Genomic DNA, 18,024 nt, shown 5'->3' on the forward strand with positions numbered 1-18,024 from the left:
TATTAAAACTCAAATTGATAAAGAAGATCCAGCGCCTGATTCACACCAGACACCGCTTCCAAATATAATTTAGGCATTAATCGATAACGCAATGTTAGCGTTGCCAGTGAGTCAAATATACCAACACCGTACTTAATTTGAAGGTCATTGGTAATTTTACCGCTCACCACGACTTGTGATTTATCACCAACCCCTTGCGTATCGAGGGCTAAATCAGATACTCCAAATGTTTCACCAATCTTACCTACGAGTTGCCCACTTTGAGCCACCCCGAGTCCAATTAGCATTGATGTCATTTGTGAACCATTAGCATCTCCGCTTTCTAATCCTTCTCCGCGTAGCAAATAGGATAAAGCTTCTTGTTGCGTTTTGGCTGGCTCAGAGAATATCTCGACTTTCGGTTTGTCTGCAAGCCCTGTCACCTTAACACCAGCAATCACATTATCAGCTGTGTTTTCAGGATTACGAATCGCTTCTAAGTTCAAGAAAGGCTGTTCCGGAGGACCTGAGAACTGGATTTGCCCTTTACGCACGATCAAATCTTGCCCATAAGCACGGAAACGCCCTGATGGAATATCGATTTGCCCATTCAAGCTCAGGCCTTGTTTATTTTGCAGTACCTTCAACATGCCTGTTAAGCGAGCTTTCAGACCAAACGCATCCAACATCACATCGTTGCCGATCTTAATATCCAGATTGGTTTGAATTGGAATTGGTGTGCTTGTCTTCTCAATAGGTTTCAGGTCACTGTCTAACATCACCACATCGGAAGAAGCCCCTACCGCTGATTCAGGAATTTCTTGAACCGTAATTCTTGCCCACGGAATATTCACACTTCCGTTTAACGTCAGTAAGGTCGGTGAAGCTTCAAACACAATATCAGGCTGCACATCCACTTTGATCATTGGCGGCATGGATACACGTAAATTGTTACCCACGGCCATGACTTTAGCGTGCCATGCCTCTGCCTTACGCCAATCCGCATCACCATTAATATTCAGATAACCTTCTGGCGTATTAATTTGCCCCGTCATGACTGAGCTGGCGCCATTAAAGGCAATACCTAATTGACCACTTTTGATATCAAATGGGATCAATGACGATTTAAGCTCTAAGCCTGAAAGGGATAAATTACCATTTAGCAATGGGTTATTCGCCGTTCCGCCAAGACGTAAATTGGCATTTAGGTTACCATTGGCAACTTCTTTCTCGCCTAATAACGGCTTAATTAACGCTAAGGTAATCGCATTGATTTCGACATTACCTGAAAGCTGCCGTCTCTTTTCCAAATCAGCAATATGAACATTGCCTTTTAACTGCCCATTGTTGGCAATTTTAAACAACCAATTCAGGTCTGCTTTGCCATTTTTCAATGCGGCATTCAAGGTCAGAGTCTCAAACTCTAACGGTAATAGTGTACCTTGAACCAATTGAACAGCTTTAACACCATCACCTTTAAGATCGACTTTAGCTTGTGGCAAGCTGCCATCATCCTTCCATACCACATTGGCTTTACCGCTAAATACGCCTTTGACGCGTGTCTCATCTGTCAGGAACGGTTTTAACATCGCAAGGTCAAAGCGTTCTAACACAACATCGGCGCTACCGCTTTTCCCTGCTTTAATCGGTTTGGGAACACAAAGGCGTGCATTGGTATTCACCCAACAGTGAGTACCAATAGTCACTTCTTGCGTTTGGTTTGCATAGTCCAGCGCCATGACCTTACTTAATTGCCATTCACCCACTGGCGTTTCAAATAAGGTATTGCTGAGATTACCTTTCCATGTTTCAGTTTGGCGATCGAAACCACCTGCTAACGTTAAGCGCCCCGAAACTGGCTCACCTTTCACATCCAATTTTACGGTATGTTTTTTCTCGCTCCCATTCGCATCTAATGTTAGCTGGCTGATCACCAAGTCAGCCTGTTTGAGTTGGCGAACAACGACGGATAAATCCCCTTTGATTTGCTCACCCGATGTGACTTTTCCTTTAATAACTGCATTATCAATGGATAGGTCTTTTTGCCATCTCACCCCACGAGCGGTAAGATCAGCCTGCACCTCTGGTGCGTCGAGATCACCGCGTAGTTTTACATCACCGATGATCACACCACCTAGCCCCGGCAATATGCCATCAAGGCCCGGTGCATTGATTTTAGTATCTAGGTTCCATTTGTCCGCAAGGCTTCCTTTAACATCAAGGTGGTTTTTACCCAATGACAGTTTCAGATCAGGTATATTCCATTGCCCTGCCGCATTACCTGAAGCCTGACCGCGTGCTTTTAGCGGATTATTCTTGACGTTACCGTCTAAGCTAATCTCAGGGACTTGTAACTGCCAGCTACCGCCATAAAGACTACCGCGAGTGGCAATCTTACCATCGACTTTTGCTGGCCATTCAGGCCACTGTTTTGCGGTATTGATACCTGATAACGTCAGTACTGCATTCCAACTGATCGCTTTGCTCCAGTCAGCCACCCCCGTAATATCCGCATTACCTTGCAACGCCGCTAAACGTAGGCGCGTAAGGTTAATTTGCTCTTCATTACCTTTCGCATCCAACATTAGCGTTGAAGGTGGAATATCTTGTCCGGTAATCGCTGAGCGAAAGGATAAATCATAAGCCGAAGGACGCCCATTTAAGCGTAAACGAGTGCCATCAAGCTGATATTGAGCCTCTCCCACCAGCGGCCAGCTCAATTTTTGGCTCTCTAGCGTTAATTGAATAGGTAAGTCTGCCTGACCAAGATCGGTCTGAGCATTCAACGTCGCATTCACTGGCCCACTGAGATTCAGTGCCAGTTTTAACTCTTCGAGCAATCCACCTTTAAGGGATAAATCAATCTTTTGTCCATTAAGATCTTCAAGGCGGCTTTCCCCTGTTATCGACAAAGAAACCGGCCACTTATCCTGTAATGTTGCGGTGCCTGATAAGGCGACATTACCTTGCGGTGAATCAATCGTAAATTTCTTAAGTAAAACGTTTTGCCCATCGTTTGAAAGCGTTAAATTCAAACTATTAATAACCGCTTCGGTTACTCCCGTCAGTTGCAAGTTTGAACCATTAATACCTTCAACATTTAGATCAACAGGCAAAATCACTTCCGGCAATTCCGCTAATAACGGTTTGGCGAATAATGTTTTTAGCGTTTCACCAATAGATTTTTCTTCGCCAGTCGCGACTTCTTTGACGGGCTCTTCTGGTGGTGCCTCTTTGTTTTCAGGTAAATTAATCGCCAAATCAATAATATCGGTTGGCGTTACCGTTAACGCTTTTTTCTGCCAGTAAATACCCGTTTTAAACTTCCCTAAATCAATCGCCATTCCATCCACATTGACTTGCGTTGAAGTCAGTTGTAGTTGATTTAGGTTGATGGTCAGTGGCGCATTCAACTCTGTTAATGGCTCAGAAGGTGGTGTCTCTTCTGAAGGTGGCATTTTGGATGTATCAACATTAACGACCACATTTTCGGTCGAAAGATCATCAATACATAATTCCCGATTAGTCAAACAGCCTAAACGTAACGCCAGATGTAATTTTCCAGCATTCACATCAACACCTGGCATTTGGTATTTTACGTCGGTCAAGGTGAGATTATTAATATCCCCTTCAATCGAACGGATTTCTAACCCCGATACAAAACGGGTGGCGCTGTTCAAGGCAAAATGCAGGCCCGATTGTGTGCCAAGTACCCAGCCTAGCGCGGCAAAAACCAAGATCAAGACTAATAAAATGGTGAGACTAGTCCATTTTAACCACTTCATCCATTTCATAGTTCTGTCCCCAAGCCGATGTAAAATTGAATTTTATTGTTATCCGAATCTCCAATTGGGGTGGCCAAATCGAATTTAATTGGCCCTACAGGAGAAACCCAACGGACGCCAACACCGGCCCCTGTTTTAAAATCGCTTTTCTTAATATCGTTAACTGCTTCACCGGTATCAACGAACGCGGCGCCCCACCAATTACCCGTGAAGTTGTAATCATACTCGATAGAGCCGACAACCAGTTTAGATGCCCCGGTTAGCTTGCCTTTACTATCCTCTGGAGAGATTTTTTGGTAACCGTAACCACGTACACTGCCATCACCTCCTGCGAAGAAACGCAAGTCTGGCGGTACTTTGTCAAAGTTATTAGTTTCAATCCAACCTAAGTTGCCTCTAAACACAAAACGGTGCCCTTCCCAAGGAGAACGGATCCAGACCTGTTTTGTTTGTAACACGAGAAAATCAATATCTGATCCCCAAATTTCATTTGAGTAATCAACAGAATAACGTTGGCTATCACCCCAACTTGGCATCACCCCTCCGCGTTGACGAATGCGACTCGCATTTGCCCCTGGATAGAGCAGCATCGTGGTATTTGTGACATCTGCCTGAGTAAAGTGACTGAGCATCCAACGCATATTGACGCCATACTGCCAACCGCTGGAGTAATCCCAGTTACGAGACAGATTTAACGTTGTGGTATCAGACTCCGTATCGTTTAAATCAGTACGTTTATACCCCCCTTGAACGGCATAATATTGTTCAAGTGGATTGGCTTTAAGGGGGATCTTATAGCTTGCATCAATAATTTGTTCTGGCTGTGATAGGCTAATATTGGATGTAATACTTTGCCCACGAGAGTTGACCCATGGCTTATTCCATGTTGCTTTGACACGCGGCCCCACGTCTGTCGCATAACCGCCCCCCAATTCAACAAAGTTTTTTGCCCGAGGCACCATCACCCCTTCCATCGGCAATATGTCAGTATCATCTTCTCGCGCTTTAGCGATGTTTGGAGTGACAATAGCCGAAGTAAACCAGCCAGTTTCGACTAATCGGCGGTTAAATTCAGCTAATTGCTCTGACGTGTAATATTCCCCCTCTTTAAAGGGAGCAAGGTTATTTAGGTAATCCGTGCGAATTTGAGAACCTTCATAGGAAATAGCACCAAATCGATAACGCTCACCACTATTAAAATTAAAATCCCAATAAGACGCGTGGTGGTCTAGCGATATCCCTAACTGACTTTTTTCCATTATCGCATCGAAATAACCTTTACGGATCGCTAGGCTACTAAACTTCCCTTTAAAGCTTTCATATTCACCATCATTTTGGATCGTACCAATTTTGGGTGTATTACTTTTAATCATTTTGGCATAGTCAGGGTCGTTTTTGGCTCCCCCTTCTAATTCAATATTTACACCCTGTACTCGAATGGGTTCACCCAAAGTCACTTTCGCTGTCAGCACAGAACGCGCTGGTGGCTTATTTTCTTGATAGCTGAATTCAATTTTTGGTTGGTAGTAGCCTAACGGCTTTAAACCATCCTCAATCGCTTTTGTTACCCGAGCGCGGAAGCGACCATTAGGCACAACTTCATCTTGAGAAATCGTAGATAATTGAACTCGGACGTTCTGATTCGGTTGCCCCTCAAGCCCTTCAATATTAAGGCGAAGATTTGCAGCATATGCCGTAGAAACCGCCGCCGTTAAGCTGAGAAAACAAATGATAGGGTATTTTGACACGCCCGCTCCTAAGTTCATTGATAGTTTGACTAAAGACTCCATATCAATTTATTTTGAGTAAAATAAATTTTAGATACAAGTTTTTATCCTAATTTTTACCTAACGTGCACAACATTACTCATAGGAATAGTTATGTCATCTAATCAGTCACAACCCATAAATATTTCCCAAGCGCTACCCGGTAGGCAAAGTGCTATTCCCCATTCACCATACCATGCGGTTAACCATCATTCGATTGACAATATTCCGAAGAACGCTGAAATTGCCTATTTTGCGATGGGCTGTTTTTGGGGAGTTGAGCGTTTATTTTGGCAGCAACCGGGCGTTTACTCAACATCCGCTGGCTATAGTGGCGGGATTACGCCAAATCCAACTTACGAAGAAGTGTGTACGGGTCTCACCGGCCATACTGAAATCGTGAGAGTCGTCTTTGACCCACAAACTATTAGTTATGCAGACTTACTGACCCTGTTTTGGGAAAACCACGATCCAGCACAAGGTATGCGCCAAGGGGGTGACATTGGCACCCAATACCGTTCGGCTATCTACACCGTCTCTGATTCGCAATTACAGCAAGCCACAAAGACGCGGGACGCTTATCAACAAGCGATGGCAGCACAGGGTGATCCACGCCAAATCACCACAGAAATCATGCCATTTGAAGTGTTTTATTTTGCGGAAGATTACCATCAACAGTATCTTCACAAAAACCCAGCAGGCTATTGTGGTTTAGGTGGAATCGGCATTTGTTTACCACCACAGAACATAAACTAGGCAGAAAATTTAACCTAATGCTATAATAACGCCACTAACCGAATTTTTGCGCACTCCGCGTTATTTTTACCTATGTAGTAGAACGAGTTACCTTCAGGTGATCTCAAATCAAGATCCGTTATACCTGAAGGTAATGTCTGGATAATTTATGCTTAACAGTTTACTAATCGTACTTTTATTATGTGCTATCAGCGCATTTTTTTCGCTGTCAGAAATATCATTGGCAGCATCTCGCCGCATTAAATTGAAACTCATGGCTGATGAGGGCAATGTTAATGCCGCTCGTGTTCTAAAATTACAAGAAATGCCGGGTATGTTTTTTACCGTAGTGCAAATTGGCCTTAACGCCGTCGCCATCTTAGCAGGTATTGTCGGCGAATCTGCTTTTGCGCCATCACTACAAGAGGTATTTATTCATTTCTTATCACCAACTTGGGCACAGCAAACCGCATCCATTCTTTCATTTACGATTGTCACCAGCCTATTTATTTTAGTGGCGGATCTAACGCCTAAGCGTATTGGAATGGTGAAACCTGAAGCCATCGCAGTGCGAATTGTCAATCCAATGCGTTTTTGTTTGACCGTATTAAGCCCTCTAGTTTGGTTTTTTAATGGTCTTGCAAACCTGATCTTCAAAATTTTCAAGTTACCAACGGCACGTAATGAAGATATTACCTCCGATGATATTTTTGCTGTGGTCGAAGCGGGAGCTGTTGCAGGTGTGCTGCGTAAGCAAGAGCACGAACTGATCGAAAACGTATTTGAACTTGAATCACGCACCGTTCCCTCTGCAATGACGCCACGTGAAAGTATTATCTTCTTTGATAAAGAAGAGTCAGAGGAGAGTATTAAACATAAAATTTCAACCGAGCCGCATTCTAAGTTTTTAGTTTGCAGTGGTGATATTGACCATGTCATTGGCTTTGTTGATTCAAAAGTCTTGCTAAATCGTGTTTTGAATGGTCAAAGCCTTAACTTGCAAGATGGCGTTCATATTCAAAATGCGCTGATGATCCCCGATACCCTCTCGCTTTCCGATACACTCGAAGCTTTTAAAACAAATGGGGTCGATTTTGCCGTCATTCTCAACGAGTACGCTCTTGTGATGGGGCTTATTACGATCAACGACGTTATGACAACATTAATGGGTGATCTGATTGGGCCGGGCCAAGAAGAGCAGATTATTACGCGGGATGAAAACTCATGGCTGGTTGAAGGCGGTACTCCGATTGAAGATGTACAGCGTATTTTAGATATCGATGAATTCCCTGATGTGAGTAATTACGAGACCATCGCAGGCTTTATGATGTACCGTTTAAGGAAAATGCCGAAACGTACTGATTATGTGAAATATGCAGGCTATAAATTTGAAGTTGTCGATATCGATAACTATAAGATTGATCAGTTGCTTGTCACCCGAATTACAACGCCACCCGCACCTGTCGTGGTTCAAGCGGGTAAAAACAACACAGAAACGGCTAACGCAGAACAACCAACACAAAAAGTCAAAGAGTAATACTTTACAGCGAAGCCGTTTCATTTGATGCGCCACCTTGTGTGGCGCTGCTTTTAATTAAATAGCGAACAACTATTTAATTAAATCAACAGCATTTACCCCAACTCAGATTGTAGAACCAGAACTTGTTTATTCACCTCACTCATTACATTGTAGTGGCGCTTATCACCCACTTTAGGTGGTAAGATTTTGCCGTAATTGAATTCAAATGCACCAAAGCCTTTGATGTAAATACGACCACGGAATAGCGTTTTAACGTAGAGTGCAATTTTGGATGGGTTATAACGGTTAAATATTTTCATTAGAACTTTTCCTTTCCTTTTGTCATACGATACTCGTTCACTCATACCGCTCGTTAATAATAGACCAGTAATATTTACTTTGGTTCTATTATTGCAGTTTTATTCAATTCATTTACAGAAAATGACACTACGAACATTCTGTCAATAACCTCAAAAACTTTGTAGTTATGCTAAATTTTGCAAAAATGTTAATTTCAGTTTCACAACTCATCGGATGAGCTATGCTATAACTGTAAGCGCAAAACATGACTGCCATGTTTCAGTCATTGCATGACACTCTCAAACCGAGTAATAATGAGGTAATATAATGATTAAAAAGAATTTTTTACTTGCTTGCCTACTCACTTTATCATCCACAGCTTTCGCAAGCCAAATCCAACTAAATCAACCTGTACCGGCAGTTTCTGTTACAGACAAAGGAGAGATGCTATTAAGTCAAGAGGGGAAATTTTCCTATCAAGAGTGGAAAAGCCAACAATTACCAGGAAAAGTCCGTACAGTTCAACACATTGCGGGGCGCTCTTCCGCTAAAGAGCTGAATGCACCATTGATTGAAGCGATCAAAAAAGCGAATTTTCCCCATGATGCTTATCAAACAACCTCAATTATCAATGCGGATGATGCCATTTTTGGCACAGGTGTTTTCGTCAGTAACAGTGTTGAAGACAGCAAAAAAGAGTTTCCTTATTCGCAATTTATCGTTGATAGCGATGGTGTCGTTAAAAAAGCATGGCATCTCGCACCAGAAAGTTCAGCGATTATCATCTTGAATAAACAAGGAAAAGTGCTTTATTTCAAAGACGGTGCGCTCACTGCCCCTGAAGTGGATAAAGTGATCACATTAATTAAATCTGAACTTGCTCAATAGCGCTCATCACCTCTCGTGCACGGAAACATCGCTGTCGTGCACATATTAAAAGAGAGGTGTGAGTTTATCTATCACTAGTGAGTTATTCTAAAAAGACTTATTAGCCACTAAATTTATATGGTGAATAATTATTTGGAATTTATTAATAACCAAGCATTATTACCAAGCGATTTTGACGCAAAAACCGCCATTTTCGCCATTTGCAAAAGTCAATCTGAAATGGTGTAGCTCAGCAATCTGTTTCGCAATAGATAACCCTAAACCACTACCTGTTTTCTCTTGCCCCGGTGGACGATAAAAGCGTTCACCTAACCGTTTAAGAACATCCTGAGTTACCCCTTGCCCATCATCATGGATCGTGAGGTGATCCTTATTCAGTACAATATCTACTTTTCCACCAGCCTTACCATAGCGAATGGCATTATGTAGCAAATTCCTTAAAAGGATAGCTAATAACAGACGCTGCCCAGTCAATAATGGTGGCTCATTAACCACTACAACATCCATTGTCGTCTGTGCAGCTTTCGCCTCTAATGAGATATCTTGCAGTGCAGACTCAATTAAGGCTAACCATGAAAGTTGCTCCACATCATCAAGCTGTGACAATGACTCTAAACGAGAAAGCGTTAATAGCTGATCGACAAGACGTGTGGCTCTATCGATCCCTTCGGATAAGTTAGCAACCGCATGTTCTCGAATGGTAGGATCATGCCCTGCTATCTGCACAACTTCGGCCTGCACTTTCAGTGCTGCCAACGGACTACGTAGCTCATGGGCCGCATCCGAGGTAAATTGGCGTTCACGAGCAAACATCGCTTGAATACGCGTAAATAAGCTATTGAGTGCATCTAACATTGGCTTGACTTCTGAGGGGAGCCGCTCAACATGCACTGAACTCAGCTCATCGGGCCGCCGTTGATAGAGTTGGGTTGTGACTTGATGTAATGGCCTCAATGCACGCGTTAATAACCATAAAAACAGGATTAGCATGATAGGCAGCGCAATTAGCCAAGGTAAAAACTGCGCAACCATAATCTCCATCGCCATATCTTGCCGATATTCCCACTCTTGCCCCACGACAATAATATATTGCCCTTCCGATGATCTTAGCCAAACAAAGCGCCATTCATCATCACTTCCTTTAATTTTGCCTTCGGTAAACCCTTCTCGGCTAAAGTTAAACGGGATTTTGCGACCATTATCACCGTCATTCAGTACCATCTCCCCTTGAGGTGTGAAAATGGCGAATGCCAGCGCATCATCATCTTGATTACCACGGTTTTTACGTAAGATTTTCTTCGTTTTTGCTAATGAAACATCATTAAAATCGAGATCAGAAGGTAATACAGACAAACGTTTAGCAAATACCATTTGCTGAGTATCAAACAGTTCATTGATCGTTTTATATGTTTGATGCCACGCAAGTAAACTCGCCACTCCCCACGTCATTAGCGCGAGTAGCAACAGCATGAGTGTCAATTTTAAGCGTAAGCTAAAGGTTTTCATGCTTCCTCACCTAAACGGTAGCCGACACCATGAACTGTTCGAATAAAACGTGTACCTAACTTACGCCGTAAATGGTGAATATGCACCTCGACGGCATTGCTGGATACCTCTTCATCCCAGTTATACAATTTTTCCTCAATGAAGGCACGAGACAGCACCTTGTTTGGATTATGTAAAAACAAGGATAATAGAGATAACTCCTTACTTTTTAATTCGATACGTTCACCGTGACAGGTGACAGTCATTGCAACAGGATCCATTTCAATATGACCATGCTTTAATATTGGCGACAATTGCCCGCTACGCCGACGGATTAATGCCTGCAAACGCGCGGCAACTTCTGCAAGCGCAAAGGGCTTACAAAGATAGTCATCGGCACCTTGTTGTAGCCCTTGAACTCGCTGATCCAAGGCATCTCTTGCGGTTAATATTAAAACAGGCTCATCACGCCCTTCTTTGCGCCAAAACTTCAAAATCTCCATACCATCTACACTCGGCAGAGAAAGGTCGAGTATCACGGCATCATAAGGCGCATCGAATAAGGCGACTTGCCCTTGCTTACCATCGGCAAACCAATCAATGGTAAAGCCAAGTTGGCTTAATCCTACTTTTAAACCATCGCCAATTAACCGGTCATCTTCGATCAGCAAAATACGCATGATTTTCTCCTTTATTAGAATATTGTTATATTTATCCGATTAATTTGGATATGACCAGTTGTTATGAACTAAATTTAAAATATATTTTTTTTCTGTGGGTTCTTAAGATCCTGTTAAGAATTTCTTGTTTTAATAGCTCCCGTAAACAAATTTTGGTAACAAATGGAGAGGACCACTATGAAAAAATTACCCTTAATCGCGTTAATTGCTGCATTAGCTTCTGCACCTGTACTCGCTGCAAATGGTGGCTTTGATGGACCAGGCGCGGCTCAGACGACCACCAATCAAACAAACCAAGCTGGTGGCTTTTCTGGCCCAAATAGCGGCGAAACTACGGTCGCTAAAGCTCTCGATTTATCCGATGATAGCTGGGTGATCTTGCGTGGTAATATTGTTAAGCAGTTAGATCAAAAACATTATGAGTTTACCGATGGGACAGGCACCATCAATCTCGAAATTAGCCCAAAACGCTGGAATGGCATTAATGTCACGCCAAAAGATAAAGTAGAGATCCGCGGTAAAATCGACAAAGACTGGAATACACGCGAAGTGGAAGTCAAACAGATCCAAATTATAAAATAATCTTTTGGTAAAAATTAAGGTAGCCGCTACGGCTGCCTTATTTATATTGATAGAGATTGATGTGATAAAACTGGCATAAACTCTTATTTAAGGATGGTGACCACAGTGCTAAATTAACCGTTACCCCTATTACGAAGGTAACATCATGTCTGCTAAAACGCCCCAAATCCGTCATATTCGTGAAACTTTACTCTCTGATAATTGGTATACCTTAAAAAAATACACTTACGAAATTCAACGCCGCGATGGTCGTTGGCAGCAGCAAACCCGTGAGTCATATGACAGAGGAGACGGGGCTGTTATCCTACTTTACAACCAAGCGAAAAATACCATTATACTGATCCGCCAATTCCGCCTTCCTTTGTATATCAACGGCTATCCTCATTTTCTTATCGAAGCTGCGGCTGGGTTGCTTGATAATACATCGCCCGAAGAACGCATTATTGCCGAAACAGAAGAAGAAACAGGTTTTCGTATCGAAAAAATAGAAAAAGTCTATGAAGCCTATATGAGCCCAGGCTCCGTCACCGAAAAACTCTATTTTTATATTGCCGAATATCACGATGGCGACCGCATCAATTCGGGAGGTGGGCTTACCGAGGAAGGTGAAGATATTGAAGTATTAGAGTGGGAATTCCCAAAAGCATTAGCCGCGATAAAAAGTGGTGAGATTGTTGATGGAAAAACGATTATGCTTATACAACACATTGCCCTAAATAATATTTTAAAGAGTCATTAAAAGTACTATTTATATTATTCTATTTTCCTTCTTGATAAGAACCAAGAAGGAAAATTAAATAGGGTTTATTTCTTCTTATATTTTTACATTAATACGTTTTATTTCCTCTATACTAGAAATATTGACATTTCTTATCCCAGCTCAAAAAATAAATAAAAATACCAAATTACAATCAATAGGTTACGATAATTTTTTATTCACAAATATACTATCAGGAACTATTAATCTAATAACTACAGTGTTTATTTTAAATAAAACACGATACAATCAAATAATGTGATATTTTATATTTACAACAATAACGAGTAGGTTAATTATTAATTTTCAGTTTAGTCTTTTTTAGAAAGTCCTTTATTGAAAGTCTCACTCTTTTACCAATTAAGTTGTTTGTTCAGCCATATAAAATGTAAGAGGTTAATAATATGATACGTTGTGTTCGTATGTGGACCGGTGAAGATGGCAATTCTCTTTTTGAAGAAGGTACGATTGAATTAAGTGGTGAAGCTAGAGGCGATAAAGAAACGCCTGCTATTGCCGTCAGTGAACTTTCATTTCGTGAAACAACCTCTGGTGGGTCTTGGGATTGGCATAAAGATCCTGTACCACGTTATGTCATCACACTTTCAGGCACTTTAGAATTCGAAACCAAAGACGGCTCAACTTTTATTATCAAGCCTGGTGATATTTTACTCGCACAAGACAACACAGGTACTGGCCATAAATGGCGTTTAATTGGTGATGAACCATGGCGCCGTGCTTATGTTGTTTATCAAGAAGGCACTGAACTGTGTTTTAAACCCTCTAAGTCTTAGGAGTTTTTTGAATGAGTAAGCCTATTTCAGAACAAGTTGATATTGCGCTCATTGGCGCAGGTATCATGAGCACCACACTCGCAACTTTTTTAAAAGAGCTTGAGCCATCGCTAAATATTGCGATATTTGAAAGACTCAATGACTGTGCTCAAGAAAGTTCCCACCCATGGAATAATGCGGGAACAGGTCACGCAGCAAACTGTGAAATGAACTACACGCCACCGAACCCAGATGGTACAGTGGATATCAGCAAAGCGCTTGAAGTTAATACTGAATTTGACCTATCACGTCAACTTTGGTCCTATCTTGTCACCAAAGGTAAAATCAAAGATCCCCGTGACTTCATTCACCCTTGCCCACATATGAGCTTTGTTTGGGGTGATGATAACGTAAAATTCCTCCAGCAACGCTATCGCCAAATGTCTGCTCACCACTGCTACCAAAACATGGAATACAGTGATGATCCTAAGCAGATCAATGAGTGGGCACCGTTGATCATGGAAGGCCGTGATCCAAAAGAAGCCATTGCAGTCACACGCGTGGTAACGGGGGCTGACGTAGATTATGGTGCATTGACCCATTTATTGATGGAGCAATTAACACAGCAATCGGGTTTCACTGTTCATTACAAACATGAAGTGGTTGATGTTAAGAAAACCGCAGAGGGTCGATGGAATATTGAGGTTAAAAACCTACTCACTCACGAAAAAACCATCACATCAGCGAAATTTGTGTTTGTGGGCGCGGGTGGACGTGCAATAGAGCTACTACAAAAATCAGGCATCCCAGAAGGTAAAGGCTTCGGTGGCTTCCCTGTAAGTGGTATCTGGCTACGTTGCGACAACGAAGAGATTGCTAATCGCCATCATGCAAAAGTTTATGGTAAAGCAAGCAAAGGCTCCCCTCCGATGTCAGTGCCTCACTTAGATACACGTATCATTGGCGGCAAACGTTCACTTCTATTCGGACCTTACGCGGGTTTTTCCAGTAAGTTCCTTAAACATGGCTCTTATTTAGACTTGTTTGAATCTGTGCGCTTAAATAACATCGAACCGATGCTGGCAGTTGCTAAAGATAACTGGTCGCTGGCGGAATACTTAGTTGGACAAGTATTACAAACATCAGCACATCAGTTTGCGATGCTACAAGAGTTCTACCCTGAAGCACAACATGAAGACTGGAAAGAAGTTGTCGCGGGTCAACGTGTACAAATCATTAAGCCAGATCATGATAAGAAAGGGGTCTTGGAATTCGGCACGGAGCTAATTACCAGTGCAGATAAGTCCTTCACCGTATTAATGGGAGCATCACCGGGCGCTTCTACTGCGGCCTTTATCGCGCTAAACGTTTTGAAAACTTGTTTTGCCGAGCAGCTTAGTGCAGATGGCTGGGAAGCACGCTTAAAAGAGATCATTCCAACTTATGGTATTGACTTAAAAGTCGATGCAAAAGCTTGCTCTGATATCCGTGCGGCAACGGCAAAAGTGCTCAAACTGGATAATTAATTCAGCGCTGTCGGGTAAATAAAGTTATTTACCCGACATTATTTCACCATAGTTTAAAATAACGTTACGCGAAAACCTGGGTTTAAAAAGGATTCACGTGGTGTGTAATCTAATGTTTTGCCATTCCAATCAAGCACCTTAGCCCCAGCTGCCATTGCGATTGCATGCCCTGCTGCTGTATCCCAAATGTTAGTTGGCCCAAAGCGAGGATAGAGCTGCGCTTTCCCTTCCGCTACCAAGCAAAATTTTAATGATGAGCCAATTTCTACCGTGTCATGGTTCCCCAATTGTGCAAGGTAATCACGTAATTCAGCGTCTTGATGAGAGCGGCTAATCGCTATGATTGGAGGTGTTATATCTTTAACATGGATTGACTGTTTATGCCCACCCTCTTCTTTCCACGCTTGATTACCCTCCGCATAATAGAGCAAGCCTTTGGCGGGCGCATAAATAACCCCCATAACGGGCATCCCCTTTTCAATCAAGGCAATGTTAACGGTAAAATCCCCATTACGATGAATAAATTCTTTTGTGCCATCAAGTGGATCAACCAACCAATACCGTTGCCAACCTTTGCGTTCATTCCATGAAGGGGGGTCTTCTTCAGATAACTGAGGAATATCCGGTGCAATGCGAGTCAAACCCGCTGTAATAATTTGATGAGCGGCAATATCCGCAGCCGTCACCGGAGATTTATCGCTTTTTTGCTCAACTTGTAGCGGTTCTTGAGCATGATAGATCTCCATAATGGCAGAGCCTGCATCGATAGCCAGTTCACAAATTTGTTTTAGCATGATTCACCTCTTTTCCATCACTCTTTACCTTAAGATTAACAGCCATAGATAGTAAGTGCACGCTAATTGAAGCCACAGAAACCGTTCACACTTACCTTATCAATCTACATTATTTTCTTTCTAAGTAGTTTCAATTAATGAAAAGAATAGTGTTCTTGGGGAAATGTTGCGTTATATCAGAATAGTGCTTTATATTTTGCTTTAAGTTTGATTTATTACTCGACATTTGCAATAGTGATATTGCTTAATCCATTGTTTTGTATGCGTAAGAAACAAATAAGCGAGAGCCGTGAGCTTCTTTTAAATAAAAGCAATTATAGATTGTGAATATATATCCGAAGTTAGTTTAGGTTTTTAGCTCTCACGCTACTAAGAAAAATTCCTATATTTATGCCCGATGGCAACATTAAGATAGCAAACGTTATGATCCATTCTCGAGTAGCAACAACGCATTATGATTTAATGCCATACAGAACAATAAGTAAAAATGACAGTAAGCTTGATAGCATTTTTGAACGGGAATGTAATTTTCTATTTATATATCACCGCTATCAATTATGTGATTCTCTAAAATTTAGGAATAAAAATGAGTCAATCAAATGCAGCCAAACTCTCTTTTTTTAGATTACCCGCCATATTTGTGAGTGTTTGGATCCTCACTGAATATTTGTGGTTTTATAGCGTGACAATCCAACCATTATTATACGCGCCACCGCATTATTTAAATTCGATTATATATGGCCTAAGGGTAGAGTGGTTCATTAAGATTTTTATCTTCCTACTTTCCACTTGTCTTATCTTTTACTACACCAAATTGAACCAAGCTAACCTTAAGAATATCCTTATTGTTGCGGGTATTGCCATTGTCTACTTTTTTATTCTCAAATTTACGCAACACTTAAGTGGCATAGTCATGAACAAGACATTTGGAGGGATAGGATTATATCATCGCCCCAGCTTAGTGTATGCCTACAGGTTTTCCATTATAGTTAGCATTATCAACGTCTTGATACTTATTTTGCTATTTATACCAAGAATATTTTTTTGTAAAAAAGCGCGTCATGATTTCGTATTAACAGAAAAAAATCATGGGTTAATTTACAATGCACTCTATACCATAACCATGTTATGTTTTACGCTTGTTATCACCTTTATCACAGTATATAGCATTGCATTATTCAAGGAGAATCAACTGATATTAAAAGGTTTCTTGCTTCTGAGTTACCAAGCGTCTGACATGTTATTTCCTGCAACAGCAGCTGCTATCGTTATCTTCCTTTTAAGTATATATAGAACAATTCCTTTCCAAGGAAGTCAACTCAAGGTAAAACGTTTAATGCTTCTTTCGTTCATTAATACCATTATACTACTGGCGATAATGAGCCTGTTAGCATTCTTACTCTATTTATCAATAAAGGCCAATCAACAAATCGCCACTTTAGATAAGTTCTTCGTCATCGTTGGTATTGTGATTTTTATTATCATTGCACGTCTTATAAATAAACGGGTGTTTAGAACGAAAAAAGATTCACCCACAATTACGCCTACCGCTTAAAACATAAAAAGGGCTTTGCGGCCTCGCCTTCATAATAAAAAGGCTGACCTGCAAAGCCCTGATAGTAGCTTAGTCAGTTATACTGACCGCCAAGATTACAGAATTTCGAGTAACTCAACTTCAAAGACTAGCGTGCTGAATGGCGGAATAGATGCGCCTGCACCACGTTCACCATAAGCAAGCTCGGAAGGGATATAAAGTTCCCATTTAGAACCGACAGGCATCAGTGTTAATGCTTCAATCCAACCTTGAATAACGCCGCTAACAGGGAACTCTGCGGGTTGACCGCGCTGCACTGAGCTGTCAAATACAGTACCATCAATCAAGCGACCGGTATAATGTACGCGAACACGGTCTGTACGTGTAGGAATTGCGCCTTCGCCTTGGTTAATGACAGAAAATTGCAAACCAGACTCAGTGGTTGAGACACCTTCACGTTTTTGGTTTTCTTCAAGGAATGCACGGCCTTCTGCGGCCATCGCTTCTTGGCGAGCTACACGAACAGCATCTGCACGCTCATGGATTTCACGTAACGCTTTATGTAGCGCTTCGACGGGAACTGAAGGCATATTACCTTCTAATGCGTCAGTAAGACCCGCTAAGATAGCTGCCGGCTCTAGGCCTTCTAAGCCAGACTCTAATAGTTGTTGACCAACTTGCAGGCCAATACCGTAGCTTGCTTGAGCTTCTACTGAATCAAAATTTTGGTTTGCCATGAAAATACCTGTATGGTTTTTGATAAAAAACCAAGGATAACAGCCCCTCTCTTATGGGTAAACCTAAACAATGCCTATCAAGAATAAAAGCCTTTCGGACAGCCTGATCCCGCTCAGTGTTCTCTGAAAAATAACTTAGGGTAATCAAATTACTACAAATCAGTGCTAGTATTCTTGTTATCAC

The 18,024-nt window shown here is 41.7% G+C and carries 15 protein-coding genes; 8 read left to right on the plus strand and 7 right to left on the minus strand.

Features of this window, described 5'->3' with window-relative positions:
* Positions 1–2: 2 nt before the first annotated feature.
* Positions 3–3,773 carry an autotransporter assembly complex protein TamB gene (gene tamB, locus PR675_RS11165; protein ID WP_060561482.1) on the minus strand — a complete coding sequence of 1,257 codons (3,771 nt, stop codon included), beginning with the start codon at positions 3,771–3,773 and terminating at the stop codon, positions 3–5.
* Entirely contained in the window at positions 3,770–5,512 is a 1,743-nt protein-coding gene (gene tamA / locus PR675_RS11170; RefSeq protein WP_036944083.1) for an autotransporter assembly complex protein TamA, read from the minus strand. The genes tamB and tamA overlap by 4 nt, the downstream gene beginning before the upstream one ends.
* A 132-nt stretch (positions 5,513–5,644) precedes the next feature.
* Here tamA and msrA point away from each other — a divergent pair, with 132 nt between their 5' ends.
* Positions 5,645–6,286 (plus strand): peptide-methionine (S)-S-oxide reductase MsrA, encoded by a 642-nt coding sequence (gene msrA / locus PR675_RS11175; RefSeq protein WP_036942667.1) that lies wholly within the window; start codon positions 5,645–5,647, stop codon positions 6,284–6,286.
* Between the two features lie 148 nt (positions 6,287–6,434).
* Positions 6,435–7,802 carry a hemolysin family protein gene (locus PR675_RS11180; protein WP_014657316.1) on the plus strand — a complete coding sequence of 456 codons (1,368 nt, stop codon included), beginning with the start codon at positions 6,435–6,437 and terminating at the stop codon, positions 7,800–7,802.
* Positions 7,803–7,897: 95 nt separating this feature from the next.
* Here PR675_RS11180 and PR675_RS11185 read toward each other — a convergent pair whose 3' ends face one another.
* Complete coding sequence (locus PR675_RS11185; RefSeq protein WP_014657315.1) at positions 7,898–8,104, minus strand: DUF1107 domain-containing protein; 207 nt, start codon at positions 8,102–8,104, stop codon at positions 7,898–7,900.
* Positions 8,105–8,411: 307 nt separating this feature from the next.
* Here PR675_RS11185 and PR675_RS11190 point away from each other — a divergent pair, with 307 nt between their 5' ends.
* Positions 8,412–8,972 carry a YtfJ family protein gene (locus PR675_RS11190; RefSeq protein ID WP_004915703.1) on the plus strand — a complete coding sequence of 187 codons (561 nt, stop codon included), beginning with the start codon at positions 8,412–8,414 and terminating at the stop codon, positions 8,970–8,972.
* 159 nt (positions 8,973–9,131) lie between these two features.
* Here the strand turns inward: PR675_RS11190 and qseC are convergent, their stop codons facing one another.
* Positions 9,132–10,478: a quorum sensing histidine kinase QseC gene (qseC, locus tag PR675_RS11195; protein WP_053110811.1), complete on the minus strand. Its 1,347-nt coding sequence runs from the start codon at positions 10,476–10,478 to the stop codon at positions 9,132–9,134.
* Positions 10,475–11,137 carry a quorum sensing response regulator transcription factor QseB gene (qseB, locus tag PR675_RS11200; protein ID WP_004915700.1) on the minus strand — a complete coding sequence of 221 codons (663 nt, stop codon included), beginning with the start codon at positions 11,135–11,137 and terminating at the stop codon, positions 10,475–10,477. Before qseB ends, qseC begins: the two co-directional genes overlap by 4 nt.
* Positions 11,138–11,314: 177 nt before the next feature.
* On the opposite strand from qseB, the gene PR675_RS11205 reads away from it, so the two are divergent.
* From PR675_RS11205 to mqo, 4 genes are all read left to right on the plus strand, one after another.
* Positions 11,315–11,719: a YgiW/YdeI family stress tolerance OB fold protein gene (locus PR675_RS11205; RefSeq protein ID WP_036942658.1), complete on the plus strand. Its 405-nt coding sequence runs from the start codon at positions 11,315–11,317 to the stop codon at positions 11,717–11,719.
* 145 nt (positions 11,720–11,864) lie between these two features.
* Complete coding sequence (locus tag PR675_RS11210) at positions 11,865–12,458, plus strand: NUDIX domain-containing protein (protein WP_060561483.1); 594 nt, start codon at positions 11,865–11,867, stop codon at positions 12,456–12,458.
* Between the two features lie 422 nt (positions 12,459–12,880).
* Positions 12,881–13,270 carry a cupin domain-containing protein gene (locus PR675_RS11215; RefSeq protein ID WP_014657311.1) on the plus strand — a complete coding sequence of 130 codons (390 nt, stop codon included), beginning with the start codon at positions 12,881–12,883 and terminating at the stop codon, positions 13,268–13,270.
* 11 nt (positions 13,271–13,281) lie between these two features.
* On the plus strand, positions 13,282–14,775 hold the full coding sequence (gene mqo, locus PR675_RS11220) for a malate dehydrogenase (quinone) (RefSeq protein ID WP_004915691.1): 1,494 nt from the start codon (positions 13,282–13,284) through the stop codon (positions 14,773–14,775).
* 53 nt (positions 14,776–14,828) lie between these two features.
* On the opposite strand, the gene cysQ is transcribed toward mqo, so the two are convergent.
* Positions 14,829–15,569 (minus strand): 3'(2'),5'-bisphosphate nucleotidase CysQ, encoded by a 741-nt coding sequence (cysQ, locus tag PR675_RS11225; RefSeq protein ID WP_004915686.1) that lies wholly within the window; start codon positions 15,567–15,569, stop codon positions 14,829–14,831.
* 586 nt (positions 15,570–16,155) lie between these two features.
* Here cysQ and PR675_RS11230 point away from each other — a divergent pair.
* A complete protein-coding gene (locus PR675_RS11230; protein ID WP_060561484.1) occupies positions 16,156–17,124 on the plus strand; it encodes a hypothetical protein in 969 nt (322 codons plus the stop codon).
* 95 nt (positions 17,125–17,219) lie between these two features.
* On the opposite strand, the gene fklB is transcribed toward PR675_RS11230, so the two are convergent.
* Positions 17,220–17,840, minus strand: a complete 621-nt coding sequence (fklB, locus tag PR675_RS11235) for an FKBP-type peptidyl-prolyl cis-trans isomerase (RefSeq protein WP_004915679.1) — start codon at positions 17,838–17,840, stop codon at positions 17,220–17,222.
* Between the last annotated feature and the right edge of the window lie 184 nt (positions 17,841–18,024).

The organism is Providencia sp. PROV261, assembly GCF_028477945.1.
Taxonomy (GTDB): Bacteria; Pseudomonadota; Gammaproteobacteria; order Enterobacterales; family Enterobacteriaceae; genus Providencia; species Providencia stuartii.

Excerpts from the sequence above, each read along its gene's own strand:
- tamB (WP_060561482.1), bottom strand. The coding sequence starts at position 3,773 with ATGAAATGGATGAAGTGGTTAAAATGGACTAGTCTCACCATTTTATTA.
- msrA (WP_036942667.1), top strand. The coding sequence starts at position 5,645 with ATGTCATCTAATCAGTCACAACCCATAAATATTTCCCAAGCGCTACCC.
- PR675_RS11180 (WP_014657316.1), top strand. The coding sequence starts at position 6,435 with ATGCTTAACAGTTTACTAATCGTACTTTTATTATGTGCTATCAGCGCA.
- PR675_RS11185 (WP_014657315.1), bottom strand. The coding sequence starts at position 8,104 with ATGAAAATATTTAACCGTTATAACCCATCCAAAATTGCACTCTACGTT.
- PR675_RS11190 (WP_004915703.1), top strand. The coding sequence starts at position 8,412 with ATGATTAAAAAGAATTTTTTACTTGCTTGCCTACTCACTTTATCATCC.
- qseC (WP_053110811.1), bottom strand. The coding sequence starts at position 10,478 with ATGAAAACCTTTAGCTTACGCTTAAAATTGACACTCATGCTGTTGCTA.
- qseB (WP_004915700.1), bottom strand. The coding sequence starts at position 11,137 with ATGCGTATTTTGCTGATCGAAGATGACCGGTTAATTGGCGATGGTTTA.
- PR675_RS11205 (WP_036942658.1), top strand. The coding sequence starts at position 11,315 with ATGAAAAAATTACCCTTAATCGCGTTAATTGCTGCATTAGCTTCTGCA.
- PR675_RS11210 (WP_060561483.1), top strand. The coding sequence starts at position 11,865 with ATGTCTGCTAAAACGCCCCAAATCCGTCATATTCGTGAAACTTTACTC.
- PR675_RS11215 (WP_014657311.1), top strand. The coding sequence starts at position 12,881 with ATGATACGTTGTGTTCGTATGTGGACCGGTGAAGATGGCAATTCTCTT.
- mqo (WP_004915691.1), top strand. The coding sequence starts at position 13,282 with ATGAGTAAGCCTATTTCAGAACAAGTTGATATTGCGCTCATTGGCGCA.
- cysQ (WP_004915686.1), bottom strand. The coding sequence starts at position 15,569 with ATGCTAAAACAAATTTGTGAACTGGCTATCGATGCAGGCTCTGCCATT.
- PR675_RS11230 (WP_060561484.1), top strand. The coding sequence starts at position 16,156 with ATGAGTCAATCAAATGCAGCCAAACTCTCTTTTTTTAGATTACCCGCC.
- fklB (WP_004915679.1), bottom strand. The coding sequence starts at position 17,840 with ATGGCAAACCAAAATTTTGATTCAGTAGAAGCTCAAGCAAGCTACGGT.